The organism is Pseudomonas alliivorans (assembly GCF_017826695.1).
GTDB lineage: Bacteria > Pseudomonadota > Gammaproteobacteria > Pseudomonadales > Pseudomonadaceae > Aquipseudomonas > Aquipseudomonas alliivorans.
This window is the reverse complement of record NZ_JAFFZW010000009.1, coordinates 128,621-152,923: the sequence shown is the minus strand read 5'-3', so window position 1 is coordinate 152,923 and position 24,303 is coordinate 128,621. Positions and strand designations below refer to the sequence as shown.

27 protein-coding genes and 1 pseudogene are annotated in these 24,303 nt (G+C 59.9%); 14 read left to right on the top strand and 14 right to left on the bottom strand.

The features are described 5' to 3' along the window. Positions 1-137: 137 nt before the first annotated feature. Positions 138-560, top strand: a complete 423-nt coding sequence (locus JTJ32_RS21365; protein ID WP_184323550.1) for a nuclear transport factor 2 family protein — start codon at positions 138-140, stop codon at positions 558-560. 61 nt (positions 561-621) lie between these two features. Further along, positions 622-975, top strand: a complete 354-nt coding sequence (locus tag JTJ32_RS21360) for a hypothetical protein (protein ID WP_210043215.1) — start codon at positions 622-624, stop codon at positions 973-975. A gap of 57 nt (positions 976-1,032) precedes the next feature. Here JTJ32_RS21360 and trxA read toward each other — a convergent pair whose 3' ends face one another. The 3 genes from trxA to JTJ32_RS21345 all read right to left on the bottom strand — a co-directional run bounded on the left by trxA (position 1,033) and on the right by JTJ32_RS21345 (position 3,090). Beyond that, the gene (gene trxA / locus JTJ32_RS21355) at positions 1,033-1,905 is read right to left on the bottom strand and encodes a thioredoxin (protein WP_210043213.1); all 873 of its coding nucleotides are present in this window, start codon (positions 1,903-1,905) and stop codon (positions 1,033-1,035) included. An 82-nt stretch (positions 1,906-1,987) separates the two neighbouring features. Next, complete coding sequence (locus tag JTJ32_RS21350) at positions 1,988-2,644, bottom strand: class I SAM-dependent methyltransferase (RefSeq protein ID WP_210043212.1); 657 nt, start codon at positions 2,642-2,644, stop codon at positions 1,988-1,990. Then, the gene (locus JTJ32_RS21345) at positions 2,641-3,090 is read right to left on the bottom strand and encodes a YbaY family lipoprotein (protein WP_099227128.1); all 450 of its coding nucleotides are present in this window, start codon (positions 3,088-3,090) and stop codon (positions 2,641-2,643) included. The genes JTJ32_RS21350 and JTJ32_RS21345 overlap by 4 nt, the downstream gene beginning before the upstream one ends. 180 nt (positions 3,091-3,270) lie before the next feature. Here JTJ32_RS21345 and nrdR point away from each other — a divergent pair, with 180 nt between their 5' ends. From nrdR to JTJ32_RS21300, 9 genes are all read left to right on the top strand, one after another. After that, complete coding sequence (gene nrdR / locus JTJ32_RS21340) at positions 3,271-3,735, top strand: transcriptional regulator NrdR (RefSeq protein WP_083182360.1); 465 nt, start codon at positions 3,271-3,273, stop codon at positions 3,733-3,735. Further along, positions 3,732-4,877 (top strand): bifunctional diaminohydroxyphosphoribosylaminopyrimidine deaminase/5-amino-6-(5-phosphoribosylamino)uracil reductase RibD, encoded by a 1,146-nt coding sequence (gene ribD / locus JTJ32_RS21335; RefSeq protein ID WP_099227127.1) that lies wholly within the window; start codon positions 3,732-3,734, stop codon positions 4,875-4,877. Before nrdR ends, ribD begins: the two co-directional genes overlap by 4 nt. A gap of 47 nt (positions 4,878-4,924) precedes the next feature. Continuing rightward, on the top strand, positions 4,925-5,587 hold the full coding sequence (locus JTJ32_RS21330) for a riboflavin synthase (protein ID WP_025995568.1): 663 nt from the start codon (positions 4,925-4,927) through the stop codon (positions 5,585-5,587). A gap of 21 nt (positions 5,588-5,608) precedes the next feature. Further along, complete coding sequence (gene ribBA / locus JTJ32_RS21325; protein WP_025995567.1) at positions 5,609-6,700, top strand: bifunctional 3,4-dihydroxy-2-butanone-4-phosphate synthase/GTP cyclohydrolase II; 1,092 nt, start codon at positions 5,609-5,611, stop codon at positions 6,698-6,700. Between the two features lie 129 nt (positions 6,701-6,829). After that, positions 6,830-7,306 (top strand): 6,7-dimethyl-8-ribityllumazine synthase, encoded by a 477-nt coding sequence (ribH, locus tag JTJ32_RS21320; protein WP_002555427.1) that lies wholly within the window; start codon positions 6,830-6,832, stop codon positions 7,304-7,306. Next, positions 7,303-7,800, top strand: coding sequence for a transcription antitermination factor NusB (nusB, locus tag JTJ32_RS21315; RefSeq protein ID WP_099227126.1), 498 nt, complete (start codon positions 7,303-7,305; stop codon positions 7,798-7,800). Before ribH ends, nusB begins: the two co-directional genes overlap by 4 nt. A 16-nt stretch (positions 7,801-7,816) precedes the next feature. Then, complete coding sequence (gene thiL, locus JTJ32_RS21310; protein ID WP_210043211.1) at positions 7,817-8,782, top strand: thiamine-phosphate kinase; 966 nt, start codon at positions 7,817-7,819, stop codon at positions 8,780-8,782. Positions 8,783-8,932: 150 nt separating this feature from the next. Further along, a complete protein-coding gene (ribA, locus tag JTJ32_RS21305) occupies positions 8,933-9,550 on the top strand; it encodes a GTP cyclohydrolase II (RefSeq protein WP_099227124.1) in 618 nt (205 codons plus the stop codon). Next, complete coding sequence (locus tag JTJ32_RS21300) at positions 9,547-9,966, top strand: MFS transporter (protein ID WP_099227123.1); 420 nt, start codon at positions 9,547-9,549, stop codon at positions 9,964-9,966. The genes ribA and JTJ32_RS21300 overlap by 4 nt, the downstream gene beginning before the upstream one ends. A gap of 119 nt (positions 9,967-10,085) precedes the next feature. Here JTJ32_RS21300 and dxs read toward each other — a convergent pair whose 3' ends face one another. From dxs to yghU, 5 genes are all read right to left on the bottom strand, one after another. Next, on the bottom strand, positions 10,086-11,981 hold the full coding sequence (gene dxs, locus JTJ32_RS21295; protein ID WP_210043210.1) for a 1-deoxy-D-xylulose-5-phosphate synthase: 1,896 nt from the start codon (positions 11,979-11,981) through the stop codon (positions 10,086-10,088). Between the two features lie 156 nt (positions 11,982-12,137). After that, positions 12,138-13,025: a polyprenyl synthetase family protein gene (locus JTJ32_RS21290; RefSeq protein WP_210043209.1), complete on the bottom strand. Its 888-nt coding sequence runs from the start codon at positions 13,023-13,025 to the stop codon at positions 12,138-12,140. Continuing rightward, positions 13,022-13,267 (bottom strand): exodeoxyribonuclease VII small subunit, encoded by a 246-nt coding sequence (locus JTJ32_RS21285; protein WP_004883751.1) that lies wholly within the window; start codon positions 13,265-13,267, stop codon positions 13,022-13,024. The genes JTJ32_RS21290 and JTJ32_RS21285 overlap by 4 nt, the downstream gene beginning before the upstream one ends. A 126-nt stretch (positions 13,268-13,393) precedes the next feature. Next, positions 13,394-14,560, bottom strand: coding sequence for a cystathionine beta-lyase (gene metC / locus JTJ32_RS21280; protein ID WP_210043208.1), 1,167 nt, complete (start codon positions 14,558-14,560; stop codon positions 13,394-13,396). A 117-nt stretch (positions 14,561-14,677) separates the two neighbouring features. Continuing rightward, the gene (gene yghU, locus JTJ32_RS21275) at positions 14,678-15,520 is read right to left on the bottom strand and encodes a glutathione-dependent disulfide-bond oxidoreductase (protein ID WP_210043207.1); all 843 of its coding nucleotides are present in this window, start codon (positions 15,518-15,520) and stop codon (positions 14,678-14,680) included. Positions 15,521-15,918: 398 nt separating this feature from the next. Between yghU and JTJ32_RS21270 the strand changes: the two genes are divergently transcribed. From JTJ32_RS21270 to JTJ32_RS21260, 3 genes and pseudogenes are all read left to right on the top strand, one after another. Continuing rightward, positions 15,919-18,159, top strand: coding sequence for an autotransporter family protein (locus JTJ32_RS21270; protein ID WP_210043240.1), 2,241 nt, complete (start codon positions 15,919-15,921; stop codon positions 18,157-18,159). Then, positions 18,159-19,031: an alpha/beta hydrolase gene (locus tag JTJ32_RS21265; RefSeq protein WP_236059388.1), complete on the top strand. Its 873-nt coding sequence runs from the start codon at positions 18,159-18,161 to the stop codon at positions 19,029-19,031. The genes JTJ32_RS21270 and JTJ32_RS21265 overlap by 1 nt, the downstream gene beginning before the upstream one ends. Before the next feature lie 80 nt (positions 19,032-19,111). Further along, positions 19,112-19,444: pseudogene (locus tag JTJ32_RS21260) on the top strand (IS66 family transposase); the annotation flags it as partial. Positions 19,445-19,456: 12 nt separating this feature from the next. Here JTJ32_RS21260 and JTJ32_RS21255 read toward each other — a convergent pair. From JTJ32_RS21255 to JTJ32_RS21230, 6 genes are all read right to left on the bottom strand, one after another. Continuing rightward, complete coding sequence (locus JTJ32_RS21255; RefSeq protein WP_099227118.1) at positions 19,457-20,056, bottom strand: histidine phosphatase family protein; 600 nt, start codon at positions 20,054-20,056, stop codon at positions 19,457-19,459. Between the two features lie 341 nt (positions 20,057-20,397). Continuing rightward, positions 20,398-21,135 carry a LexA family transcriptional regulator gene (locus JTJ32_RS21250; RefSeq protein WP_099227117.1) on the bottom strand — a complete coding sequence of 246 codons (738 nt, stop codon included), beginning with the start codon at positions 21,133-21,135 and terminating at the stop codon, positions 20,398-20,400. Between the two features lie 339 nt (positions 21,136-21,474). Further along, complete coding sequence (gene ppa / locus JTJ32_RS21245) at positions 21,475-22,002, bottom strand: inorganic diphosphatase (protein ID WP_184323538.1); 528 nt, start codon at positions 22,000-22,002, stop codon at positions 21,475-21,477. A 120-nt stretch (positions 22,003-22,122) separates the two neighbouring features. Beyond that, entirely contained in the window at positions 22,123-22,932 is an 810-nt protein-coding gene (locus JTJ32_RS21240; protein ID WP_210043206.1) for a M90 family metallopeptidase, read from the bottom strand. Positions 22,933-22,935: 3 nt separating this feature from the next. Further along, positions 22,936-23,583: a DedA family protein gene (locus tag JTJ32_RS21235; protein WP_210043204.1), complete on the bottom strand. Its 648-nt coding sequence runs from the start codon at positions 23,581-23,583 to the stop codon at positions 22,936-22,938. 191 nt (positions 23,584-23,774) lie between these two features. Further along, positions 23,775-24,236 (bottom strand): GNAT family N-acetyltransferase, encoded by a 462-nt coding sequence (locus tag JTJ32_RS21230; protein WP_184323536.1) that lies wholly within the window; start codon positions 24,234-24,236, stop codon positions 23,775-23,777. Positions 24,237-24,303 lie beyond the last annotated feature (67 nt).

Genomic DNA, 24,303 nt, shown 5'->3' with positions numbered 1-24,303 from the left:
TGGATTATGCCGAACCGTTCTCACGAACAGGGTCGTCAGATCCTACCCTGAATGGGTAGCCACTGAATGGATGCAGGATGCGTCGTCAGTGGCAGCCATACACCCAGGGACCTGCACCGCCTCAAGGAAGACCTCTCATGAAAAAGCTTCATCCCAACGTCGAAACCCTGCGTGCGGTCTACAAGGATCTGGCCCGCATCGCCGAGTTCGCGGATCACGATATTGTGTTGCATAAGGCAGACCGAGGCGCCAGGGGCGGGCTGTCCATGGTCATCGGCAGGCGATCGGTGCAGAACCATGAGCTGGACCTGATCGAGCACACCCGCCAGACCCTGTATATGGACGTTCACGAGATCGTCGCCGACGATCACTTCGGTTCGGTCATGGGGTACATGCGCGCCACCTGCGAACGCAGGAAAATTGCCATGCCGTTCTGCGGCCTGTGGCGCTTTCGTGATGGGAAAATCGTCGAGCACTGGGAAAACGTTTACGACATCAGAGCGTTTGGCAGCTTCATGATGGGCGATGATTTATTGATGAGTCGCTGGCTGTGCGACTGAGCGTGGGAATACGCGCTCACGTGTGGGAGCATGTGCGTCTGACTGTCAGCAGGTGCATATCATGTTGCGTATTCGTGGAACCGTGGGCCAGTGGCCAGTGGATTTGACTCTGGAGCTGGACGAAAGCGATTGGGCTCAACTGGGTGCGCAGTTGAAGGCCTCGACGCCTGAAGCGGCGGCAGTCGTTGTCGAAAGCAGGCCGGTCAATCAGGACGACAAGAGCTGGCAGGTGGCGCAGGACCTGTTGCAAAAGGCCGGACAAATGAGCGGGCCGGACCTGCTGGCGCAACTGGAAGGCGTGGCGGGCAGCACGGCAGCGGGCAAACGCCTGCTGGTGCGCTTGCGGCATTGCGCGAACGTGAAAGTCGAGAGCGGGGCGGATGCGCCGCTGTACAGTTGGGTCGCTGCCAAATGATTCAATGCCGGCCGGCGTCTGGCATCTTTCGGATACCGGCGCCGGCCAACGTCTTGCTTAGTACAGCGCTGCGAACAGCTTGCGACGGTACATCGTCACCAGCGGATGGTCGTTGCCCAGCAGGTCGAACACCTGCAGCAGGGTCTTATGCGGCAGGCCTTCGGCGTAGTTGCGATTACGGATGAACAGCTTGAGCAGTCCATCCAGCGCTGCCTCGTACTGCTGACGGGACAGTTGCTGGACGGCCAGTTGATGGGACGCTTCATCGTCCTGCGGATTCTGCGCCAGACGGCTTTTCAGCTCGGCCGCATCCGGCAGCGTCGCGGCGTCGGCAAGGAAAGTCAGCTGCGCCCTGGCGCCCGCCAGTTCAGCCTTGTGGGCGTCGCTCTTGACGGCATCCAGCACCTGACGCGCTTCACTCAGCTCGCCACGCTCTGCCAGACAGCGCGCATACAAGATCAGCGCCGCCGCGTTGGTGTTGTCTTCCCCCAGCACGACCTTGAGCATGGCTTCGGCGTCGGCAAAACGGCTCTCTGCGAACAGTTCCTGGGCCTGCTTGAGCGGATCGGCAGCGGGCGGCGGTGGCATGACCACATGCTGCTCGAGAATCTTGCGGATTTCCGATTCCGGCTGGGCACCGGCAAAACCGTCCACCGGCTGGCCATCCTTGAACAGCACCACGGTTGGCAGGCTGCGGATGCCGAAACGGGCGACGATGTCCTGTTCGATGTCGCAGTTCACTTTGGCCAGCAGCAATTCGCCCTGATAGCTCTCGGTAATCTGTTGCAGAAGGGGCATCAGCACCTTGCACGGCGCACACCACTCGGCCCAGAAATCCACCAGCACGGGTTGGTCGAATGACTTGTCGATCACCAACTGATCGAAAGTCGCCGTGGTTGCATCGAAGATGTAAGCAGTGTCCTGGCTCATGGCGCGTCTCGGAGAATCTGAATGCCGCCAACTATAAAGCCCGCCGGGGAATGCTGAAAGGGATGTCTCGGCGAGAGGGCTGTTATAAGCGCACGGCGTGATACAGGCTCACATCCCGAAACTCGTGCGGCTCGGCCAGATCGGGCAGGGTCAGCGCGTGCAGCATTCCAAGGCGTTGGTAAGCCGGATGCTGAAAGTCCCGAACCCTGGAATCGGCCACCAGTGCCTCACGGCCCCGGCTCAGGAAGTGATCAAGCAGTGGCAGGTTGGCGCGGTCATAGAGCACATCGGCGACCAGGATCAGGTCGAAGCGATCGGCCTCGGCGAAGAAATCCGTCGAGTAGTTCAATTGCACGTCGTTGAGCTCAGCGTTGGCTCTGCACGCAGCAATCGCCAGCGGGTCAAGATCGCAGGCCACCACTTCCAGTGCGCCTGCCTTGGCGGCGGCAATGCCCGCGACGCCTGAGCCCGCACCGAAGTCCAGTACGCGCTTGTCCTTTACCCAGTGCGGTTGCTCAGCCAGAAAGCGCGCCAGCGCCAGACCGCTCGCCCAGCAGAAGCTCCAGTACGGCGGCTCTTCCAGGATGCGTCGAGTCTCTTCCGGGCTGAACGCGCGGTCCATGTTGTCGGCGTCGATCAGCCACAGCTTCAGCGTGGTCTGCGGCAGCGCCGCCACGACCAGCCGGGCATCGCCGAGCAATTCGTACAGCGCCTGCTGAAGGTGTAGCGGGGCGGTCATGGTGCCTTGACGAACTGCAACTGCCCCAGCGCCTGGGTGGTGGCCTGCTGAATACGCATCGAGGGCAGGTGCAGAATCAACTGCCCCGACTGGCTGGCGCGGCCGCGCAATTCGACACGACCCTCCACCGGAAAGGCTTCCGGGTTGAAGCGCAACTGGAACGGCAGTGACTGACCGTTGCCTTGGAGCTTGGTACTGGTCAGCAGTTTTTGCGGGCGATTACGTTCATCGACCACCAGCATCGCCAGCTCGACTTCGGCACCAGCCGGTACGCCCAGCAATTGACCGCTCAATTCGCGCTGATAAGGCTGCAGCGGACCTGGGCCGGTGGGAAGCTTGATCGCTGGCGCAACAGGCTTGGCCGGGACGGGTTCGGGTGCGTCGTTGCTGCTGCAGGCGGCCAACAAGCCGAACAGTCCGAGCAGAAAAAGGGGGCGTAGCGTCATCAAGAGCTCCACAACAAAAAGAACGAAAGGCTGTACGACGCCGGATACCGATGCAGTATTACCGAGCTCGGGCAATTTCACATCACGATATTGCGCGTCTATATACCGTAAACCCCAAGCCTTGTCTTGCCAGCGGGATGCGCTACCATGGCGCTCCTCATTCTTTTGTTGCCTGCCACCATGCACTGTCCCTTCTGCGGTGCCAATGACACCAAAGTCATCGACTCCCGCCTAGTCGCCGAAGGCGAACAAGTCCGCCGCCGTCGCGAGTGTCTGGCCTGCGGCGAACGCTTCACCACGTTCGAGACCGCCGAGCTGGTCCTGCCGCGTCTGATCAAGACCGACGGCAGCCGTCAGCCCTTCGATGAAGAGAAGCTGCGTGCCGGCATGCAGCGTGCCCTCGAGAAACGCCCCGTCAGCGTCGAACGCCTCGAAGCGGCGCTGGCGCACATCAAGCACAAGCTGCGGGCCACGGGGGAGCGCGAAGTCAAATCCCTCGTCGTCGGCGAATTGGTCATGGCCGAGTTGCAGAAGCTCGACGAAGTGGCCTACATCCGGTTTGCCTCGGTCTACCGGCGCTTTCAGGACCTCAACGAATTCCGTGAAGAAATTGACCGCCTGGCCCGCGAGCCTGGCAAGGAATGAGTGCATTGCTGACTGAACAGGCTGCTCTGGACGTTCATTACATGGCCCGAGCGCTGGAACTGGCGCGCAAGGGGCTGTATTCCACGCACCCCAACCCTCGGGTCGGTTGCGTGATCGTGCGGGAAGGGCAGATCGTCGGCGAGGGCTGGCATGCCCTTGCTGGCGAGCCTCATGCCGAGGTCCACGCGCTGCGTCAGGCTGGCGAACAGGCCAGAGGCGCAACCGCCTACGTTACCCTCGAACCGTGCAGCCATCATGGGCGTACGCCGCCCTGCGCCGATGCGCTGGTCAATGCCGGGATCACGCGGGTCGTGGCTTCCATGCAGGACCCCAACCCGGAAGTTGCCGGTCGTGGCCTGCTGCGATTGATGACCGCAGGCATTGCTGTTCAGTGCGGCGTGCTCGAAGCCGAAGCGCGAGCCTTGAACAAGGGCTTTATCAAACGCATGGAAACCGGCCAGCCTTATGTGCGAGTCAAGCTGGCGATGAGTCTGGACGGCAGGACGGCCATGGCCAGCGGTGAAAGCCAGTGGATTACCGGTCCCGAGGCGCGCTCGGCGGTTCAGCGTCTGCGGGCGCAATCGAGTGTGGTGCTGACCGGTGCCGATACTGTGCTGGCCGACAAGGCTCGCCTGACCGTACGCCCGGACGAACTGGGGTTGAATGCCGAATTGAGCGCGCTGGCTGCGGCTCGTGCGCCACTGCGGGTGTTGATCGACGGCCGCCTGCGCGTGCCGCTCGACGCGCCATTCTTTCAGGCCGGTAGCGCCCTGGTCGCGACCTGTGCCGCCGCGTCGGCCCGGGGCCGTTATCACGATGAAGGCCATGAAATTGTTGCCATGGCTGACAGCGCCGGTCATGTGGACCTGCGCAAATTGCTCACCGAGCTGGGGGCTCGCGGCGTCAACGAAGTGCTGGTCGAAGCCGGCCCGCGACTGGCGGGTGCGTTCACGCGTCTTGGGCTGGTCGACGAATTCCAGATTTTCATCGCTGGCAAGTTTCTCGGCTCATCGGCCCGCCCCCTGCTCGACCTGCCGCTGGCGCAAATGAGCGAAGCACTGGAACTGAACATTGTAGAAATGCGCGCCGTCGGCAATGACTGGCGAGTCATTGCTCTCCCTGTTCCTGTACCCGGCGTATAATTCCCGACTTTCGCCAAACGCGAAGCCCTTGTTCTCCAGGAGGACTCATGTTTACCGGCATCATCGCTTCCATCGGCAGCATCCGCGCACTGACCCCCAAAGGCGGCGATGTCCGCGTTTATGTGGAAACCGGCAAGCTCGACCTGAGCGACGTCCAGCTGGGCGACAGCATCGCCGTCAACGGCGTGTGCCTGACAGCCGTTGAACTGCCCGGCGACGGTTTCTGGGCCGACGTCAGTCGTGAAACCCTCACCGTTACCGCCTTCGTTGACCTCAAGGCCGGCAGCCGCGTGAACCTGGAAAAGGCCCTGACGCCGACGTCGCGTCTGGGCGGCCATCTGGTCAGCGGTCACGTCGACGGCGTGGGCGAGATCGTCTCGCGTGAAGATAACGCCCGCGCTATTCAGTTTCGTGTGCGTGCGCCGCGTGAGCTGGCCAAGTACATCGCCCATAAGGGTTCGATCACGGTCGATGGCACCAGCCTGACCGTCAACTCGGTCAACGGTGCCGAGTTCGAACTGACCATCGTGCCGCATACGCTGAGCGAGACCATCATGTCCGACTACCGTCCAGGCCGTAAGGTCAATCTGGAAGTCGACCTTCTGGCGCGCTATCTGGAGCGTCTGCTGCTGGGCGACAAGGCCGCAGAGCCGGGTCACGGCACCATCACCGAAAGTTTTCTGGCCGAGAACGGCTACCTCAAATCCTGAATTGATTGAAGGGGGTGCCGCGTGGCGCTCAACAGTATCGAAGAACTGGTAGAAGACATTCGCCAGGGCAAGATGGTCATCCTGATGGATGACGAAGACCGCGAGAACGAAGGCGACCTGATCATGGCCGCCGAATGCGTAAAGCCCGAGCACATCAACTTCATGGCCCGTTTCGCGCGTGGCCTGATTTGCATGCCGATGACCCGCGAGCGCTGCGAGACCCTGAAGCTGCCGCTGATGGCGCCGCGCAACGGTTCCGGTTTCGGCACCAAGTTCACCGTCTCCATCGAAGCCGCCGAAGGTGTGACCACCGGCATCTCGGCTGCAGACCGGGCGCGCACCGTGCAGGCTGCTGCTGCGAAGGATGCCAAGGCCGATGACATTGTCAGCCCCGGTCATATCTTCCCGCTGATGGCTCAGGCTGGCGGCACCCTGGCCCGCGCCGGTCATACCGAAGCCGCCTGCGACCTTGCACGCATGGCCGGTTTCGAACCGAGCGGCCTGATCTGCGAAGTGATGAACGATGACGGCACCATGTCGCGTCGTGCGGAACTTGAGGCATTTGCACTCGAGCACGACATCAAGATCGGCACCATCGCCGACCTGATCCACTATCGGATGATCCACGAACGTACCGTTCAGCGGATTGCCGAGCAGCCAATGGACAGCGAACTGGGGCATTTCAACCTGGTGACCTACCGCGATTCGGTCGAAGGCGACGTCCACCTGGCACTCACCCTGGGCAAGATCTGCGCTGAAGAACCGACCCTGGTGCGTGTGCACAACATGGACCCGCTGCGCGATCTGCTGATGGTCAAGCAGCCAGGCCGCTGGAGCCTGAGAGCCGCCATGAGCGCGGTCTCCAAGGCTGGCAGTGGTGTGGTTCTGCTGCTGGGCCATCCGCTGGATGGCGACGTGGTTCTGGCCCACATTCGCGAAACGGCCGGGCAACAACCGATCAAGACGCCGACCACTTACAGCACCGTCGGTGCGGGTTCGCAGATCCTTCGTGACCTCGGCGTGCGCAAAATGCGCCTGATGAGTTCGCCAATGAAGTTCAATGCGATATCCGGTTTCGATCTGGAAGTTGTAGAATACGTGCCCTCCGAATAAATACCGGCAGGTCGATGCCCGCGAAAGCCTGTTTTTCGTGTCCATCGGCCTGGCAGTTGTGATTCGTGGCCTAAAATCCTCCAAAGTCCGCCTCAAGGCGGGCTTGCTCTTTAATATGAGACTCACCGAATGACCTTGAAGACCATCGAAGGTACCTTCATCGCCCCCCAAGGCCGCTATGCCTTGGTGGTTGGCCGTTTCAACAGCTTCGTCGTGGAAAGCCTGGTGAGCGGTGCCGTTGATGCGCTGGTACGCCATGGCGTGAGCGAAAGCGACATCACCATCATCCGTGCGCCGGGTGCTTTCGAGATTCCACTGGTTGTGCAGAAAGTTGCGCAACGCAGCGAGTTCGCCGCCATTGTCGCGCTGGGCGCGGTCATTCGTGGCGGCACCCCGCACTTCGAATACGTTGCCGGTGAGTGCGTCAAAGGCCTGTCTCAGGTTTCCATGGAGTTCGGTGTTCCGGTTGCCTTCGGCGTGCTGACGGTCGATTCGATCGAGCAGGCCATCGAGCGTTCCGGCACCAAGGCGGGCAACAAGGGCGCTGAAGCTGCGTTGTCCGCTATCGAAATGGTCAGTCTGCTGTCGCAGCTGGAGGCCAAGTGATTTCCGACGATACCGACCAGTTCAACCCGCGCGATGCCAAGTCGCCCGAGGCCGCCAAAGGCAAGAGCGCCAAGCGTCGCGAAGCGCGTCAGCTGGCGACCCAGGCCCTGTACCAATGGCACATGGCAGGTCATTCGCTGAATGAAATCGAGGCACAGTTCCGTGTCGACAACGATTTCAGCAACGTCGACGGCGCCTACTTCCGTGAGTTGCTGCACGGCGTGGCCACCAACAAGACCGAGATCGACACCGCACTGTCACCTTGCCTGGACCTGACCATCGAAGAACTCGATCCGGTCGAGCTGGCGGTTCTGCGCCTGTCCACCTTCGAACTGCTCAAGCGCATCGACGTACCTTACCGCGTCGTGATCAACGAAGGCATCGAGCTGGCAAAAGTCTACGGCTCCACTGACGGCCACAAGTTCGTCAACGGTGTGCTGGACAAGCTGGCGCCGCGCCTGCGTGAAGTCGAAGTGAAGGCTCACAAGCGCTGATCAGCGCCTGACCTTCATGGGAGAGTTCGAGCTGATCCGTCATTACTTCGCCGCTGCGCCTTGTGCGCAGGCGAGCGAAGAAGTGGTGCTGGGCATTGGTGACGACTGCGCCCTGCTGGCGTTGCCGCCCGGTGAGCAGATGGCGATCTCCACCGACACTCTGGTTGCCGGGGTGCATTTCCCCGAAGTCTGCGACCCCTTTCTGCTCGGCCAGCGTGCGCTGGCAGTGTCTGCCAGTGATCTGGCGGCCATGGGCGCACGTCCCGTCGGCTTCACCCTGGCCCTGACCTTGCCGGACGTCGATATCGACTGGCTCGAAGCGTTCGCTTTCGGGTTGAGCCGGATGGCACAGCAGTGTTCGTTGAGTCTGATCGGCGGCGACACGACCCGTGGACCGTTGAGCCTGACGTTGACCGTGTTTGGCGGTGTGCCTGCGGGGCTTGCGCTGACCCGCAGCGGTGCGCAGGAAGGCGATCTGCTGTGTGTCGGTGGCGCGCTGGGTGACGCCGCCGGAGCCTTGCCGCTGGTTTTGGATGAGTGCAGCGCCGAGCCGTCTGTTGCAGAGCCTTTGCTGGCGCGCTATTGGTCGCCTCAGCCGCAACTGGCGCTCGGTCAGGCGTTGCGTGGCAAGGCGACGTCCGCGTTGGATATCTCCGACGGTCTGCTTGCCGACTGTGGACACATCGCCCGCGCATCGAACGTCGGACTGTTGATCGAGCGAGACTCGTTGCCAATGTCCGCCGAACTGCTCACGCTTTTCGATACGCAAGCCGCTCGGCAGAAGGCCCTAAGCGGCGGAGATGATTACGTGCTGGCGTTCACCTTGCCGCCGGGCTGCCTGGCGGCATTGCTTGATGCCGGCTGGCCGGTGCACGTCATCGGTCGAGTCGTGGCAGGGCAGGGCGTCGCGCTGATCGATGGCGATGGACAGGACGTCACGCCCTCGATACGCGGCTACCAGCATTTTCGGAGCGGGTCGTGAATGTACGGTTCGTTCGGGATTCTTTTGGGGTCTATTGATCGAACTTTACGATCTGAATGCCCGAGAATTCAGCCTAAGCGTCTGCAGGAACCTGCTGTTACAATGCAAATCTTGCGAATTTCCAGTCTTCATACTGATTAGGAGCACACGGTGCCCGTCGTATTTGTCGCCGCTTCCAAACTGCCCACACCTTTTGCAGAATTTGCCATGCACGGCTTCATCGAGTCGGCAACCGGGCGTGAACACGTTGTCCTGAGTCTGGGTGACGTGGCAGATGGCGCCCCCGTTCTGGGTCGTATTCACTCCGAATGCCTGACCGGCGACGCCCTGTTCAGTCAGCGTTGCGATTGTGGTTCCCAGCTTGAGGCGGCCTTGCGCGCCATTGCCACCGAAGGCCGTGGCGTGCTGTTGTACCTGCGTCAGGAAGGGCGTGGCATCGGCCTGATGAACAAGATCCGTGCCTACGAATTGCAGGACGGCGGTGCCGACACCGTTGAAGCCAACGAGCGTCTGGGTTTTGCCGCTGATCAGCGTGATTACGCAATCTGCCTGCCGATGCTTCAGCACCTGGGCGTGGAGTCGCTGCGTCTGATGACCAATAATCCGCGCAAGGTCAAAGCCCTGACCGAGATGGGTATCAAGGTCGCCGAGCGCGTGCCGCTGCACACCGGCCAGAATCCTCACAACAAGCTTTACCTGGCCACCAAGGCCGGCAAGCTGGGCCACATGATGGGCAACGAGCACCAAAGCGAGGTTGGGCCCGTTTGACGCGTAGTCAGGTTCGCCAGCGACTGGCGATGGCATGGTGGCGCCAGCTTGGTCTCACCCTTGCGCCGTTGCTGGTCGTCTGCCTGTTTTTCGGCAGTAACGAACCGATGATGACCGTCTTGGCCATGCCTCTGTTCATTGCAGGTGTCGGCTCGATGTTCGTCAGCCTCAAACCTTTCGGGGCTTACAAGCGGGCCTTGGTCACCACCCAGACTGCACTCGACACCCCTCAGGAACCTGCCGCCTGGCTGCACCTTGCCGCCGTTCGGCGTCTGGCCTTCCTCTACGCCGGGCTCCCCGCCTGGACAGCCGCCATCGCTGTGCTCTTCGGTCTGCATCCCTTGCCTGTCTGTCTGCTGGCGTTTTCGAGCGTGGTGCTGCTGTACCTGTACCGGATTCCGCGGCAGTTGGGCTGATGGCCGTGGGGAGATCGTGCCCACACTTCGAGTGGGCATGCTTCCCCGTGAATGCGGAGCTTCCTGGGGTTAAACACAAAAAAAGCGCTCAATGAGCGCTTTGAATGTTTTCGCGTCCATCAGCCAATCAGCGTCAGCCGCCGGTTGATCGCCGCTTCGATGCCTTGCGCGTCCAGCCCGCACTCGGCCAGCATCTGCGCAGGCTTGGCATGTTCGACGTAGACGTCCGGCAAACCAATGTGCAGCACGGACTTGAGGATGTTTTCCCGCGCCAGGAACTCACTGACCGCCGCGCCCGCGCCGCCCATGATGGCGTTTTCTTCGAGTGTGACCAACAACTCGTGATTGGCTGCCGCTTCGCGCACCAGAGCCTCGTCCAGGGGTTTGACGAAGCGCATGTCGATGACCGTTGCATCCAGCTTCTGCGCCACGATCAAGGCTTCAGCCAGTTGCACGCCGAACACCAGGATCGCGACGCCCTGGCCCTGACGACGCACGATGCCCTTGCCGATCTCGACAGGCTCGAGATCCTTTTCAATCGTGGCGTTCGGACCTGTTCCACGCGGGTAGCGCACAGCGGCGGGGCCATTGTGCAGGTAGCCGGTGCTGAGCATCTTGCGCAGCTCGTTCTCATCGCTCGGCGTCATCACTACCATGCCGGGGATGCAACGCAGGTAAGACAGATCGAAACTACCCGCATGCGTCGGGCCGTCTTCACCCACCAGACCGGCACGGTCGATGGCGAACAGCACATCAAGGTTCTGCACCGCTACGTCGTGCACCAGCTGGTCATAACCGCGTTGCAGGAATGTGGAGTAGATCGCAACCACAGGCTTGCTGCCTTCGCAGGCCATACCTGCGGCCAGCGTCACGGCGTGCTGCTCGGCAATCGCGACGTCGAAATAACGCTCGGGGTAACGCTCGCTGAAATCGACGAGGTCCGAGCCTTCCTTCATGGCCGGAGTAATACCCACCAGCCGTGAATCGGCTTCAGCCATGTCGCACAGCCATTGCCCGAACACCCCGGAATACTTTGGACCGCTGGCCTTTTTCGGGATCGCGACAGGCGCATTGAGCGGTTCAAGCTTGGTGATCGCGTGGTAGCCGATCGGGTCAACTTCGGCCGGACCGAAACCTTTGCCTTTTTTGGTGACCACATGCAGGAACTGCGGACCCTTGAGGTCACGCATGTTGCGCAGCGTGGCGATCAGGGTCGGCAGGTCGTGGCCGTCGATAGGGCCGATGTAGTTCCAGCCCAGCTCTTCGAACAGCGTGCCGGGAACCAGCATGCCCTTGGCGTATTCCTCGGTGCGACGGGCGATTTCCCAGGCACCGGGCAGGCGCGAAAGCACCTTTTTGCTGCCTTCACGCATGCTGGCGTACGTACGGCTGGAAAGAATCTTGGCTAGGTAATTCGACAGCCCGCCCACGTTGCGCGAAATCGACATGTCGTTGTCGTTGAGGATGACCAGCATGTTCGCGGCCACTTCCGGGGCGTGGTTCAACGCCTCGAATGCCATGCCGGCCGTTAGCGCGCCATCACCGATCACGGCAATGGATTTGCGGTCGCTGCCCTGCAGGCGCGAGGCAATCGCCATGCCCAGGGCCGCGCTGATCGAGGTGCTGGAATGACCGACGCCGAACGTGTCGTATTCACTCTCGCTGCGACGCGGGAATGCCGCTACACCGTCTTTCTGGCGTAGCGTGGACATGCGCGCGCGACGCCCCGTCAGAATCTTGTGCGGGTAGGCTTGATGGCCTACATCCCACACCAGACGGTCATCCGGCGTGTCGAATACGTAATGCAGCGCGATGGTCAGCTCAATGACGCCGAGACCGGCACCAAAATGCCCTCCGGTCTGGCCGACGGCGTAGAGCAGTTCCAGGCGCAGCTCATCGGCCAGGGTTTCCAGCTCGGCTTCACCCAGAAGGCGCAGGCCATCCGGTGTATTGGCTCGGTCGAGCAACGGCGTAACCGGGCGCTCGCGGGGAATCTCTTTGAACGTCGTGGGCATCAGGCGAATCGTTATAAGTAAAAGAGGCGGCAGTTTACCTTATGCATCGCAAGCTGCCCATGAAGTGCATCAGCGGCGTCCGGCTGACCGGACCTGATGACTGTGACCGGATGAAGCCCTGTTGATTCACCCGATTTCGATGGTCGGTAATGCTGATCAGTGACGGCGTTCAACGATGTAGCGGGCCAGTTCGCGCAGAGGTTCTGCTGCGTTACTGAACAAGTCTAGTGCAGTCAGTGCCTGATCGCGTAGCTCCAGGGCGTAGTCCTTGGCGGCTTCAAGCCCCAGCAGGGCCGGGTAGGTCGGCTTGTCACGGGCGATATCGGCACCTTGGCGTTTGCCGAGGGTGGCGGTGTCACTTTCCACGTCGAGAATGTCGTCCTGCACTTGAAAAGCCAGACCTACGGCTCGGGCATACACCTGAAGCGCATCAAGTTGAGTCTGGTCGGCACGGCCACTGGCCAGTGCGCCAAGCCGGACACTGGCTTCGATCAGTGCGCCGGTCTTGTGGCGATGCATGTATTCCAGTGCTGCCTGATCCAGCTTCAGACCCACAGAACCCAGATCGATCGCCTGACCACCCACCATGCCGGCCGGACCGGCAGCCGTCGCCAGGGTGCTGGCCATCTGCAGACGCGTCTCTGCATCGCGCGAGGTCAGGTGCGGTGCCAGCAGCGCGGTAAAGGCCAGGCTTTGCAAACCATCGCCCGCCAGAATCGCACAGGCTTCGTCAAACGCCTTGTGGGTCGTGGGCTGGCCGCGACGCAGATCGTCATCGTCCATTGCGGGCAGGTCATCGTGGACCAGCGAATAGGCGTGGATCAGTTCGACCGCGCAGGCCGCGCCATTGGCATCTTCCGCAACACCACCCAGTGCCTCACAGGCGGCATAGGCCAGCAACGGGCGCACGCGTTTGCCGCCATTCATCACGCTGTAGCGCATGGCGTCGTAGAGGCGGGTCAATTCAGGAGTTGGGGCTTGAAACAGACCTTCAAGCGCCGCGTTGACGCGGGCCTGACTTTGCGCTTGATAGTTCGCAATCATTCAGGCAATTCCGCATCGTCGAAAGGCTCTTCGGCCAGTTCACCGTCGCGCTCCAGCAGCACCTGAACCTTCTGCTCGGCAGCGGTCAGAGCGCTCTGACAGTCGCGCGTCAGGCGCACGCCCTGTTCGAAGGCGGTGAGGGAGTCTTCCAGTGACAACTCGCCATTCTCCAGTCGCTCTACCAGCGTTTGCAGATCAGCGAGGGACTGTTCGAAATCCAGTGCAGCTTTCTTGCGGGCCATGAGGGCATTTCCGGTAGAGATTAAACCGGGCGACACTAGCAGAGCGACGCCCGTGGGGCAAATGACGGTGATCTGTTCGGTGACCGAATGACAGCGCTGTTGCACCATCAGGCTAGTCGCTGGGGGTCAGGCTGCCGCGAAACCGGACCGCAGGTCTGCGATCAGGTCGTCCGGACTTTCCAGGCCGATCTGCAGGCGCAGCATCGGGCCGTTTCCGCGATCAGGGCCATGCTGTTCAATCTCCGTGACAAGGCTTTCGAAGCCGCCCCACGAATAACCGATCCCGAACAGCTTCAGAGCACCGACGAAACGGTCGAGCACCTGCCTGTCAGTTGTCTTGAATTCAAAACTGAGCAAACCGTTGCAGCCGTGAAAATCCCGCTTCCAGATGGCATGGCCCGGGTCATTCTCCAGCGCCGGATACAGCACACGCGCCACCTGCGGTTGCTCCAGCAGCCATTGTGCAACCTGCAGGGCATGACGCTCATGCATCGCCATACGCGCCGCCAGACTGCGAGCGCCGCGCAGCACCAGATACGCATCGTCCGGGCTGACCGTGTTGCCAACCGCAGTATTCATGGTCTTGAGGGTTTTCCAATGGGCTTCGGTGACGCTGACACTGCCCATCATCACGTCCGAGTGCCCGGCGACGTACTTGGTCAGCGCCATCAGCGAAATGTCCGCCCCCAGTTCCAGCGGCTTGAACAACACGCCCGAGCCCCACGAGTTATCCACAGCCAGCAGCAGCTTTTTCGCTTTGCACAGTCGCGAGAGCGCAGGCAGGTCACACATGTCGAAGGTCAGCGAACCGGGCACTTCGGCGTAGACCATGCGCGTGTTGGGTTTGATCAGGGATTCGATGTCGCTGCCATTTGCAGCGTAATAATCGAATTCGATGTCGAATGCCGTCAGCATGGTTTTTGCCAGGCGCCGTACCGGTCCGTAGACCGACTCGGTTATCAGCACATGATCGCCCGGACGCAAAAACGATTGAAACATCTGTGCCACCGCCGCCAGCCCGGTGGGATACAGGCAGGTGCCATGGGCGCCCTCAAGTTCGCTGATCAGATCCTGCAAGGCGAACGCCGTCGGGTTGCCATTGGCACCGTAGGTCAGAGAGCGTTCCGGGCCGGCCGTCCGCACTTCAGCCTCACGCAGGCTGGCGAGGCTGTCGAACAGGACCGTGCTGATTCGTACGACCGGCGGGTTGACCGACAACCCCGGTCCGCTCCCGGCACTGCGGCCGCGTTGCGACAGGGCGGTGTGGGCGCGAGGGTCTTTGTCGTGCGGCATGTGGAACTCCGGGTGTGAGATGGCGGATCAACAGTGCATAAGGTTAAGCGATGTTGGCCATCGTGTCGGCACTGATGTGATGCCGTTTCAAGCATCGCATCAGCGCCGCGTGACGCCCTATTTGTACAGATCGGATGCCTGATGACGCTCCGGAACCTGCTCCGATTCCTCGCCCCAGGTGCGGTTGACCTTCTTGCCGCGTATAACGGCAGGCCGTGCCGCGATTTCTTCGGTCCAGCGAATCAGGTTCGGGTATTCGTGCACCGACAGGAATTCAGCCGCTGAATACACCTTGTTCTGCACCAGCGCGCCATACCAGGGCCAGACGGCGATGTCGGCGATGGTGTAAGTGTCGCCCGCCAGATAGCGGCTTTCTCCGAGGCGACGGTTCAGCACGTCCAGCTGACGCTTGGCTTCCATCGCGAAACGGTTGATCGGGTACTCCAGCTTCTCAGGTGCGTAAGCGTAGAAATGCCCGAAACCGCCGCCCAGATAAGGCGCTGCACCCATCTGCCAGAACAGCCAGTTAAGCGTCTCGGTCCGCCCGGCAGGATCGGCAGGCAGGAAGCTGGAAAACTTCTCCGCGAGGTACAGCAGAATCGACCCGGACTCGAACACACGCACTGGCGTGTCGTGACTGCGATCCAGCAGCGCAGGGATCTTCGAATTCGGATTGACCCCGACAAACCCGCTGGAGAACTGATCACCCTCGGATATCTTGATCAGCCATGCATCGTATTCCGCGCCGCTGTGGCCCAGCTCCAGCAGCTCTTCCAGCATGATGGTGACCTTGACGCCGTTCGGCGTGGCCAGCGAATACAGCTGCAACGGATGCTTGCCCACCGGCAGTTCCTTGTCGTGCGTAGGGCCGGCTGTGGGACGATTGATGCTGGCAAAGGTGCCGCCTGACGCAGCTTCGTGCTGCCAGACCTTGGGCGGTGTGTAGGGAGTGTCAGTCATGCAGGAGGCCTCATTGAAGGGTGTGAGGAAATCATCGTTGATGCTGAAGGTATGAGTTGAAAACGGTGTCAGGCGTTCGATTCCAGACATCCCTGTCTGCAAGGGCGTGCTGTTCTGTTGTGCAGCAGATTGCTGCACAAATCGCGGATGACGTAATTTATTTTATTTACTCGCGGTCTCGCGTACAGGCTGTTGCCGTTTTTATGACGTCAAATAAGTGATGCCATTGTGATGGCATTTCTGTATCCTCGCCGCGCTCTTCTGCGCGCCACTACTACCCGCTATTACAGTCAGGTCCCACCACGCACGGAAGCTTGTCCACTACGCTGTTAAAGGAATGATCTGTGATCCCAGTACTCCGCAAAACACTGCTTGCCCTCTCGGTGGCTGCCTACGCGATGCCCGCATTCGCCGAAGCCGTTCAACTGACCAATGCCGGCTTCAAAAGCCAGGGCCAGACTCACACGGGCAACCTCGACATGAGCGGGAGTTACAGCGGGAGCGGTTTACAGAATATCGTCGATCTCAACGGCTCTAGAGTCGACAAGGACCTGATCCTCAACACCGCGATCACCAGCAGCGGCGAAGGGGTAAAGGGTGTCAGCGTAGAAGGCGGCAAGATCGTCGGCAGCCTGTTCAACCGTGGCCAGATCGAGGTGTCCGGCAAGGGCGCAACCGGCATTGACCTGACCACCAGCAACTCGGGTGCGTTTGCAGAACTCGGCTATTTCAGCAACCAGAGCACCATCGTCGCTACAGGCGAGAGCGCTGAAGGTGTGCGGATCGACGGCGCCAGCTTCACCGGCCACACGACACACCTGACCAACGACGGGGCTATACGCGGGCAGGGTACCGCCATTGCCATCGGTAATACTCGCTTCAACTTGCCGAACGCCCAGCCGTGGTTTATCGAACGAGGCGACTTCAATATCTTCAACAACGGCTCGATCATTTCTGCCGATAAGGCCATCGATGCGTCGGCAAGCAACCGTCCGGTCGAACTGATCCTGCGCAAGGGCAGCGTCGTCGTCGGCAACCTGATAGACCTGAGTAATATTGAACTGGAAGGTGACACGTCCTTCACTGCGACCAATACCAGCACTGACGGCTACAACATCCGTCTGAAAAAGGATGGTTTCATCCTCGTAGGCGATACGGGCAGCCCGGCGACGACCTTTACTCTGGAAGCTCCGCACACCAGCATCAATGGCAGCCTTAACGTCGCGGGCAACGCTGCGCTGGCCCTGAATCTCAGCAGTGCCACCAACGTGAATACTGCCGTGCTGAGAGTCACCGACGTCGCTCAGTTCGAGCCAGGTGCCCAGATCAGACTGGCCGCCAAGGGGGAGGATTTCAACGCCAAGGGCACCACCTACAAACTGCTCGAAGCAGGCCGAATTGATCTGCTTGCCAACGATGGCATGAAGGTCGATCCGAACGGCAAGCTCGATGTCGTCAGCACATCGGCGCTGCTCAACGTTGACAGCTACACCGTCAGCGGCACTCAAGTGGTGGCTGTGGTGACGGCCAAAGGCAGGGAACAGGTTGCCCAGATCGTCACAGACAATGGTGGTTCGACCAACAGCCAGAAAACACTGGTCAAGCTCGTCGATGACAGCATTATTGGCAAAATGAACGATAGCGATCCGTTCAAACAAGCCCTGCTGAACGCTGATGAAGCTCAAGTTGCGAAGCTGGCTTCGCAACTGACACCGGAAATCAACGGCGGCGCAACCCGTGCCGCGACCACCAGTCAGAGCCTGATCAGCGGCGTCACCGGTAGCCGTACCAGCTCGATACGCGGTGCGTCTTCGGGTGAGGGCTTCAAGGAAGCGGGCGTATGGGTCCAGTCTCTCTACAGCGACGCCACTCAAGGCCAGCGCGATGGTGTGGCGGGCTATAACGCTTATAGCCACGGTGTTGCGGTTGGTGCAGACGGCAAGCTGAACGAAAACCTGACTTTGGGTCTGGCGTACAGCTTCATCAATACCGACGTGAATGGCAAAAGCGGCAACAAGACCGAAGTCGATAGCCATGCGTTCACCCTGTACAGCGGTTTCGAGTTGGATAACTACTTCGTCGATGCAAGCCTGACCTATGGCCTCAACGACAACCAGGGCAAGCGCAGCATCGCCGGTACTCGTGCCAAATCGGACTATGACAGCGACCTGCTGGGCCTGAATCTGGTGGGCGGCTACACCTACCATGTCACCCCGCAAACACTGATCGAGCCACGACTGGCCGCGCGTTACAGCCAGGTGAACATCGACGGCTATCGCGAGAAAAACTCGTCGGCTGCGTTGAAGGTCGAAGATCAACGCTACGAGGCTATCGAACTGGGCGCGGGCATGCGCGTAGCGGGCAGCTTCGTTCTCGGCGCGGGCACGCTGGAGCCGCAAGCCAGGCTGATGGCGTATCACGATTTCGCCGCCGACGAGGCCAAGAGCACATCGACCTTCCTGCTGGGCAGTACGCCGTTCGTGACCAGCGGTGCCAAGGCGGTACGTGACAGCTACGAGGCTGGCATAGGTGCGGACTACAAACTGGGCGCGATCACCTTAGGCTTGAATTACGACTACATCGGCAAGTCGGATTTCGATGCCGACGTGTTCTCGGCAAAAGTGCGTTACGACTTCTGATGATCCACCTGCGCCCCAGCCCTCACCGCTGGGGCGTTTGCCTTCAGACGTTGATGGCGCTGCTGGTCAGCGCCCTCATCGCAGGCTGCCAATCGCCACGTCAGGCGCTGCAACAGCTGGCTGATGAGCACGGTCGACAACTGCAAATCCTGCCCGGCCAGCCGTTTGCGCTGGCTGCGCTGGCTGCGCTGCTACCGACGGGTGTCCAGCCTGCGAGGCGTCTGCGCGTTTACCTCGAGGGTGACGGTCACGCCTGGGCCACCGCGACCCAACCCAGCCTCGACCCCAGCCCCCGAAAGTTACTGGTGCCGCGCCTCGCAATCGACGACCCGACACCCAATGCCTACCTCGCACGACCCTGCCAGTTCGTCACCTCGCCTGACTGCAAGACAGCGCTCTGGACAGATCGACGTTTCTCGCAGGAAGTCGTTACCAGCCTCAGTCACGCACTCGACCTTCTGAAACAGCGTTACGGCAATCAGTCGTTCGAACTGGTCGGCTACTCCGGTGGGGGCGCTCTGGCGCTGTTGCTGGCTGCTCAGCGCGATGACGTGACCCAAGTCCAGACGCTCGCAGGCAACCTAAGCCCACGGTTGTGGGCACACACTCACAATCTGACACCTCTTGCAGGCTCGCTTGATCCTCTGGATTACCAGCGTCGGTTGGCCGGCATCCCTCAGCGGCATTTTTCAGGGACGCTGGATAAGGTCGTTCCGACGGCGCTGGCGCAAACGTATCGCGAGCGGTTGCGCAGTGGCGTATGTAATCGATTGGTCGTGGTTGAGGGCGTGAATCATGAGGCCGGGTGGGACAGCGTCTGGAGGCTCTGGAGAGACCGGGATCTTGAACGGGCAGGTGAATGTACGGATTAGTGGCCGACGTATCGGGCTACTTTCATATGCGGACGGACGTGCGGTTACCGACAGGCTTCAGTCATAGCGGTCAGGGCTGGCAGCGTGATCTGGTGCCCAACGGATCAGAAACGGCTAAAGCCCCGGATTACAGCCTTAAAAGCTGGGTAGCGCTGCCCCGCTACCTGGACGACGTAGCTGCGCCTATCGACAACGACCATGTCGAAAACCAGATCAGCCCGTGGACACTTGGGCGCTCCAACGGGTTGTTTGCTGGGTCGCTGCGCAGCGGCACACAAGCGAAAGCGATCATGAGCTTGATTCAGTCTGTGTGCTTGAATAGGCATGATCCGTATGCATCCTTGAAGGATGTGCTGATTCCTCTAACGACGCAGCGGGCAAGTGAGATTACTGAGCTGCTGCCTCAAAGCTGACAGCAGTCCGCATCACGCTACGGGTAGAGAGCGCCTCAGAGTTTCAAGATCGTATGTAGGTATATTGAAATTTCGTAAAAACAGCATGTTACCGTTTGAAAGCTGCCATTCGTAGAAGTCTGAAAAGTCTCCTGTGGCCAGTGCCCGGACTACTTTTGCAACGAAGCCGTGTGCTACAAGCAAAACAGTTTTGGAGGGATATTTGGATTCCAGTTCAGCTAAACCGTCTCGCACTCGTTTCACAACGTCAGAGATCGACTCACCATCGGTCGGCCCAGCGTCCCAAAGTCGAGTGATGTTCTGCGACCAGAGTTGCGGATAGCGCTTTATGGCATCGCCTTGGGTCAGCCCCTCGAAAACGCCGACATCCCGCTCTCTGAAGCAGTCCATTATTTCAGGCGAGAGCTTCAGGCGTTCGTTCAGAATATTCGCGGTTTGTACTGCCCTGAGGCGTGGAGAAACGACAAGTACATCGAGGCTTGCGGGTAATTGCTCGCAAAGCGTTTGAGCTTGCTGGCGGCCTAGAGTGTTAAGTTCTGGATCAAGAGATCCAAGGTATCGACGTTCGGCATTAGCCCAGGTTTCACCATGCCGCACGATGTATAAATGCATGAAATCCGTCTCAGCGAAATAAGGAATAGATCGTACCTTTCTATCGCCGGTGAACGCACCAATATCAGGTTTTGGGACAGGTGTCCTCCCTTGGCGCTGGCTTTCAGCAGGCGTTAAAAAGCCGGCTTGTGGCCGGCTTCTCGTGGGCAATCTTGGTCTATTTTTGGTAAACCGCAATCGCCTGCAAAAGGTGCATTCGCGAGGAATGCTGATAAGAGAGCAGGGCAGGTGTGTCATCTGCCGTGCTGTGGCATCGCTGCGGGGCGGCGATGCTTTGGATGGCGGACAGCATACTGATGTTTGCCGCCGATGCCCAGTCTTGATGTGTCATGACGCCACTGTCAGAACAGCAGCATCGCGTTGCGTCGGCTGTTAAGGGTGGACCACCAGAAGATCCAGCCCAGGATGCGGATGCGTTCATCTTCGATGTCTTCGGCGCTGAAAATTTCGTCGGGGTATTCGGCATCGTTGTGGCTACGCAGGCGCAGGCCGCCGTTGGGCAGGCGGTAGAGGTAGCGCACGCGCAGAATGCCGCCGTGTTCGAGGGCATAGATTTCGCCGTCTATCACCTGCGTGAGTTCGCGGTCCACGCCCAGGATCGAGCCGTCCTGAATCTTGTCAGCCATGCTGTTGCCGACCATGGCGACGCACAGGCAGTTCTTGGGATCGATGCCCATGGTTTGCAAGACCTGCAAAGGCAGGCGGATTTTTTGTCCGGGGGCTTCGGCCAGGACGGTTTTGCTGACGCCATGGGTGGATTCGATTTCCTTGAATATCTGAATTTCCACGTCTCCACGCAGCATGTTTCTTCCTTGATCCTGATGGACGATCAGTCGAGTGTCGCCGCCGTTGTTTTCATTGGCGGAATCGGTCGGGTGCTTGGGGCCTTCGCCGGTGCGCAGCCAGCGGGCGTTAACGGTTAATAGTTCAGCCACCTCGTCAATGCGCGCCATCGGGACGCCGCGCTTGAACCAGTTATTGACGTGTTGCGGCGTGATCTTGCGGTTGGCAGCAAAATCAGTCGCAGTGAGGTGGCACTCTTTGAGAAGAATGCGGAGTCGATCGCCTGATGTATTCATGGGGCCGAGTTTACTGGCGTGATCAGGGTGTTTAAATGAACGAGGTGTTGATGTCGGCGTTGTCGCTGGGGGTGCGTGGCGAGAGGTATTACAGACGGGATGTTTGTCGTGTAGGCATGTTCCGTAATCGCCGGATTTTGGATAAACGCTGAGAATTTCGTTTAGGCCGGCTGTGCGGGGGTCGCTGGAATGTTTATTGTTGGCGATTCGTTAAACGCATTTTTAAACGCGATTTTTGAAAAAAATCTGTGGCAGAGGGGGCGTTACGAGGGGAGTTTGTTGCTTGTGTCTATGCCAAGACACCCGCAACGCAGGTGTCTCGACACAGCAAACTGTCAATCAGCCTTTGAAGGCTGCAACCGATTTGGTGATTTCAGCGCGTGCGGCTTCTGCGTCGCCCCAGCCTTCGATCTTGACCCATTTGCCTTTTTCGAGATCCTTGTAGTTCTCGAAGAAGTGCTTGATCTGCTCAAGCAGCAGGGCTGGCAGGTCGGTGTATTCCTTGACGTCGACATACAGCTGGGACAGCTTGTCGTGCGGGACTGCGATGACTTTGGCATCACCGCCGCCGTCGTCGGTCATGTGCAGGATGCCGACCGGACGTGCGCGAATGACCGAACCTGGGGATACCGGGTACGGGGTCACGACCAGCACGTCGAGGGGGTCGCCGTCATCCGCCAGGGTGTTGGGAATGAAGCCATAGTTGGCTGGGTAGAACATTGGGGTGGCCATGAAACGATCAACGAACAGGCAATCGGAGTCTTTGTCGATTTCGTACTTGATCGGCGCGTGGTTGGCCGGGATTTCGATCGCGACGTAGATGTCGTTCGGAAGGTCTTTGCCCGCCGGAATCTTGCTGTAGCTCATTGGGCTTTGCCCCCGTAGTTGACCAGACAGATTTTGGCGCGAACCGCCAAAAAGTGGTCCGGATTATAGGCATATTCTGTTTTCGTTGCCATGCACGGGGTTTGGCGATGGTGCGATCAGTCAATGGGCCTTGTAGGCGGGGTCCTGTGTCTGCAACGCAAGCAGTCGCGCCAGGGTGTCCTGACGGTAGAAGGCTTTGAGCTGTTGGTACACATCGGGGTAGCTGGCGTGCAGCAGGTCGGGGGCGCTGAAGAAGTATTCGCTGGTAACGGCAAAGAATTCGGCCGGATCCTGCGCCGCATAGGGATCGATAGCGGTTTCCGCGTCGGGGTTCAGGTCGAGCTGGCGGTTGAGGTCGTCGAAGGCGCTCTGCATGGCGCTGGCCCACTCGGTGATGCGCATGTCGCTGTGCAGCGGAGGCAGGCCGTTGGCATCCCCGTTGAGCATGTCGAGCTTGTGTGCCAGTTCGTGGATCACCAGATTGTAGGCGTCCCAGTCACCGCTCGATAACACACCCGGCCAGGCGAGAATGACCGGACCTTGCAGCCAGGCCTCGCCGCTGTGTTCGCCATCCCATTCGTGTTCAATGCCGCTGGCGTCGCGATGCCGCTGTGGGCTGACGAAGTCGTCAGGGTAAAGCACGATCTCGTGAAAGCCCTGATACCAGTTCAGATCGCCAAGGTTCAGCAGCGGCAGTTGCGCCTGTGCGGCGAGAAACAACCGGTGTTCATCGTTCAGGTCCACACCCGGCAGCGCGGTCAGGTGTTTGTCGTGCAGAAACAGCACGCAGGCATCGCGCAACTGCGCCTCCTGTTCGGCGCTCAGGCCATCGAGGATCGGCAGGTGCTGGCGGACGGTTTGCCACAGCTCAGCGGGGACCGGATTCTTCGCCAGCGTGCGCTGCCTGCGCCAGTTGCTGAATGACCACATGTGTCAGCTGACGTCGACGGAGCGGCCTGTGCGGCTGCGCACGACGCCGATGATCATCGGCAGCAGGGAGAGCGCAATGATTGCCAGCACCAGGAACGTCAGGTTCTGCTTGATAAACGGTACGTTGCCGAAGAAGAAGCCCAGCGTGACCAGACTGCCCACCCACAGCACCGAGCCCAGCACGCTGAAGCCCACAAAGCGGGGGTACGACATGCGGCCGACGCCCGCCACGAAGGGCGCAAAGGTGCGAATGATCGGCAGAAAACGTGCGAGCGTGACGGTCTTGCCACCGTGACGCTCGTAGAAAACCTGAGTCCGCAGCAGGTAGTCGCGACGGAAAATCTTCGACCTTGAGTTGCTGAACAGCTTTTCACCGGCTGTGCGGCCGATGATGTAGTTGGTGCTGTCGCCCAGTATCGCCGCCAGCATTAACAGTCCGGCGAGCAGAACCGGGTCCATGCCGCCGCCTGCTGCTACGGCACCTGCTATGAACAGCAAGGAATCGCCCGGCAGGAACGGCATGATCACCAGGCCGGTCTCGCAGAAAATCACCAGAAACAGAATCGCGTAAATCCACGTGCCGTAGTTGGTCACCAGCATGTCGAGGTAAACATCGAGATGCAGGATGAGGTCGAGCGGGTTGAATTCCATTGAAGCACCTGAGGCGAGAACCCTGAGCCGGGTCGCATGCGGAAGAAACTACGTGTGCAGTGTGCGCGGCATTATAGAAGGAGAATGCAGGCAGGGAACCGCAAGATTTCAATAGAGATGTTACAACTGTTGCGAGACAAGGAGGCGGGCGAGCAAACCCGGGGGGAATTGCGGTTTGCTCGCGAACAGGATCAACGGTCCGAATTGATCGGCAGCACGTAGTTCTTGAACTGGGTGTCTTCTTTGAAACCAATCGATTCGTAGACCTTTTGCGCCACGTCATTGTTGCTGCTGGTCGACACGCGCATGCGCACGGCCTGGGTTTCCTTGGCCATTTTCTTGGCTTCTTTCATCAAGTGGTCGGCGACCAATTGTCTACGGGCGTCTTCGGCAACGTAGATGTCGTTGAGAATCCAGACGCGTTTGAGCGACAACGAGGAGTAGCTGGGATAGAGCTGGCAGAAGCCCAACAGTCTGTTCTCGTCATCTTTCGCCAGTGCAAGATAAATCACCGACTCTCCGCGGCGCAGGCGCTTCTCCAGAAAGTCCCGTGACGAATCGGGGAATGGCAGCTCGCCGTAGAATTCGCGGTATTTGACGAACAACGGGCAGAGCAGGTCAAGGTGTTCAAGCGTGGCTTGGATGATCCGCATGGTCGGGCCTCAACTTCACTATGGGCTAATGCAATGCGCCAGGATGGTCACAGCGATGCTGACTGGC

Excerpts from the sequence above, each read along its gene's own strand:
- yghU (WP_210043207.1), bottom strand. The coding sequence starts at position 15,520 with ATGACTGACACTCCCTACACACCGCCCAAGGTCTGGCAGCACGAAGCT.
- JTJ32_RS21255 (WP_099227118.1), bottom strand. The coding sequence starts at position 20,056 with ATGCATTTATACATCGTGCGGCATGGTGAAACCTGGGCTAATGCCGAA.
- JTJ32_RS21230 (WP_184323536.1), bottom strand. The coding sequence starts at position 24,236 with ATGCGGATCATCCAAGCCACGCTTGAACACCTTGACCTGCTCTGCCCG.
- nrdR (WP_083182360.1), top strand. The coding sequence starts at position 3,271 with ATGCACTGTCCCTTCTGCGGTGCCAATGACACCAAAGTCATCGACTCC.
- dxs (WP_210043210.1), bottom strand. The coding sequence starts at position 11,981 with ATGCCCACGACGTTCAAAGAGATTCCCCGCGAGCGCCCGGTTACGCCG.
- JTJ32_RS21345 (WP_099227128.1), bottom strand. The coding sequence starts at position 3,090 with ATGACGCTACGCCCCCTTTTTCTGCTCGGACTGTTCGGCTTGTTGGCC.
- JTJ32_RS21265 (WP_236059388.1), top strand. The coding sequence starts at position 18,159 with ATGATCCACCTGCGCCCCAGCCCTCACCGCTGGGGCGTTTGCCTTCAG.
- JTJ32_RS21270 (WP_210043240.1), top strand. The coding sequence starts at position 15,919 with ATGCCCGCATTCGCCGAAGCCGTTCAACTGACCAATGCCGGCTTCAAA.
- JTJ32_RS21285 (WP_004883751.1), bottom strand. The coding sequence starts at position 13,267 with ATGGCCCGCAAGAAAGCTGCACTGGATTTCGAACAGTCCCTCGCTGAT.
- JTJ32_RS21290 (WP_210043209.1), bottom strand. The coding sequence starts at position 13,025 with ATGATTGCGAACTATCAAGCGCAAAGTCAGGCCCGCGTCAACGCGGCG.
- JTJ32_RS21365 (WP_184323550.1), top strand. The coding sequence starts at position 138 with ATGAAAAAGCTTCATCCCAACGTCGAAACCCTGCGTGCGGTCTACAAG.
- ppa (WP_184323538.1), bottom strand. The coding sequence starts at position 22,002 with ATGAGCTACAGCAAGATTCCGGCGGGCAAAGACCTTCCGAACGACATC.
- thiL (WP_210043211.1), top strand. The coding sequence starts at position 7,817 with ATGGGAGAGTTCGAGCTGATCCGTCATTACTTCGCCGCTGCGCCTTGT.
- JTJ32_RS21360 (WP_210043215.1), top strand. The coding sequence starts at position 622 with ATGTTGCGTATTCGTGGAACCGTGGGCCAGTGGCCAGTGGATTTGACT.
- JTJ32_RS21250 (WP_099227117.1), bottom strand. The coding sequence starts at position 21,135 with ATGAATACATCAGGCGATCGACTCCGCATTCTTCTCAAAGAGTGCCAC.
- JTJ32_RS21240 (WP_210043206.1), bottom strand. The coding sequence starts at position 22,932 with ATGTGGTCATTCAGCAACTGGCGCAGGCAGCGCACGCTGGCGAAGAAT.
- JTJ32_RS21330 (WP_025995568.1), top strand. The coding sequence starts at position 4,925 with ATGTTTACCGGCATCATCGCTTCCATCGGCAGCATCCGCGCACTGACC.
- ribH (WP_002555427.1), top strand. The coding sequence starts at position 6,830 with ATGACCTTGAAGACCATCGAAGGTACCTTCATCGCCCCCCAAGGCCGC.
- metC (WP_210043208.1), bottom strand. The coding sequence starts at position 14,560 with ATGCCGCACGACAAAGACCCTCGCGCCCACACCGCCCTGTCGCAACGC.
- trxA (WP_210043213.1), bottom strand. The coding sequence starts at position 1,905 with ATGAGCCAGGACACTGCTTACATCTTCGATGCAACCACGGCGACTTTC.
- ribD (WP_099227127.1), top strand. The coding sequence starts at position 3,732 with ATGAGTGCATTGCTGACTGAACAGGCTGCTCTGGACGTTCATTACATG.
- JTJ32_RS21235 (WP_210043204.1), bottom strand. The coding sequence starts at position 23,583 with ATGGAATTCAACCCGCTCGACCTCATCCTGCATCTCGATGTTTACCTC.
- JTJ32_RS21350 (WP_210043212.1), bottom strand. The coding sequence starts at position 2,644 with ATGACCGCCCCGCTACACCTTCAGCAGGCGCTGTACGAATTGCTCGGC.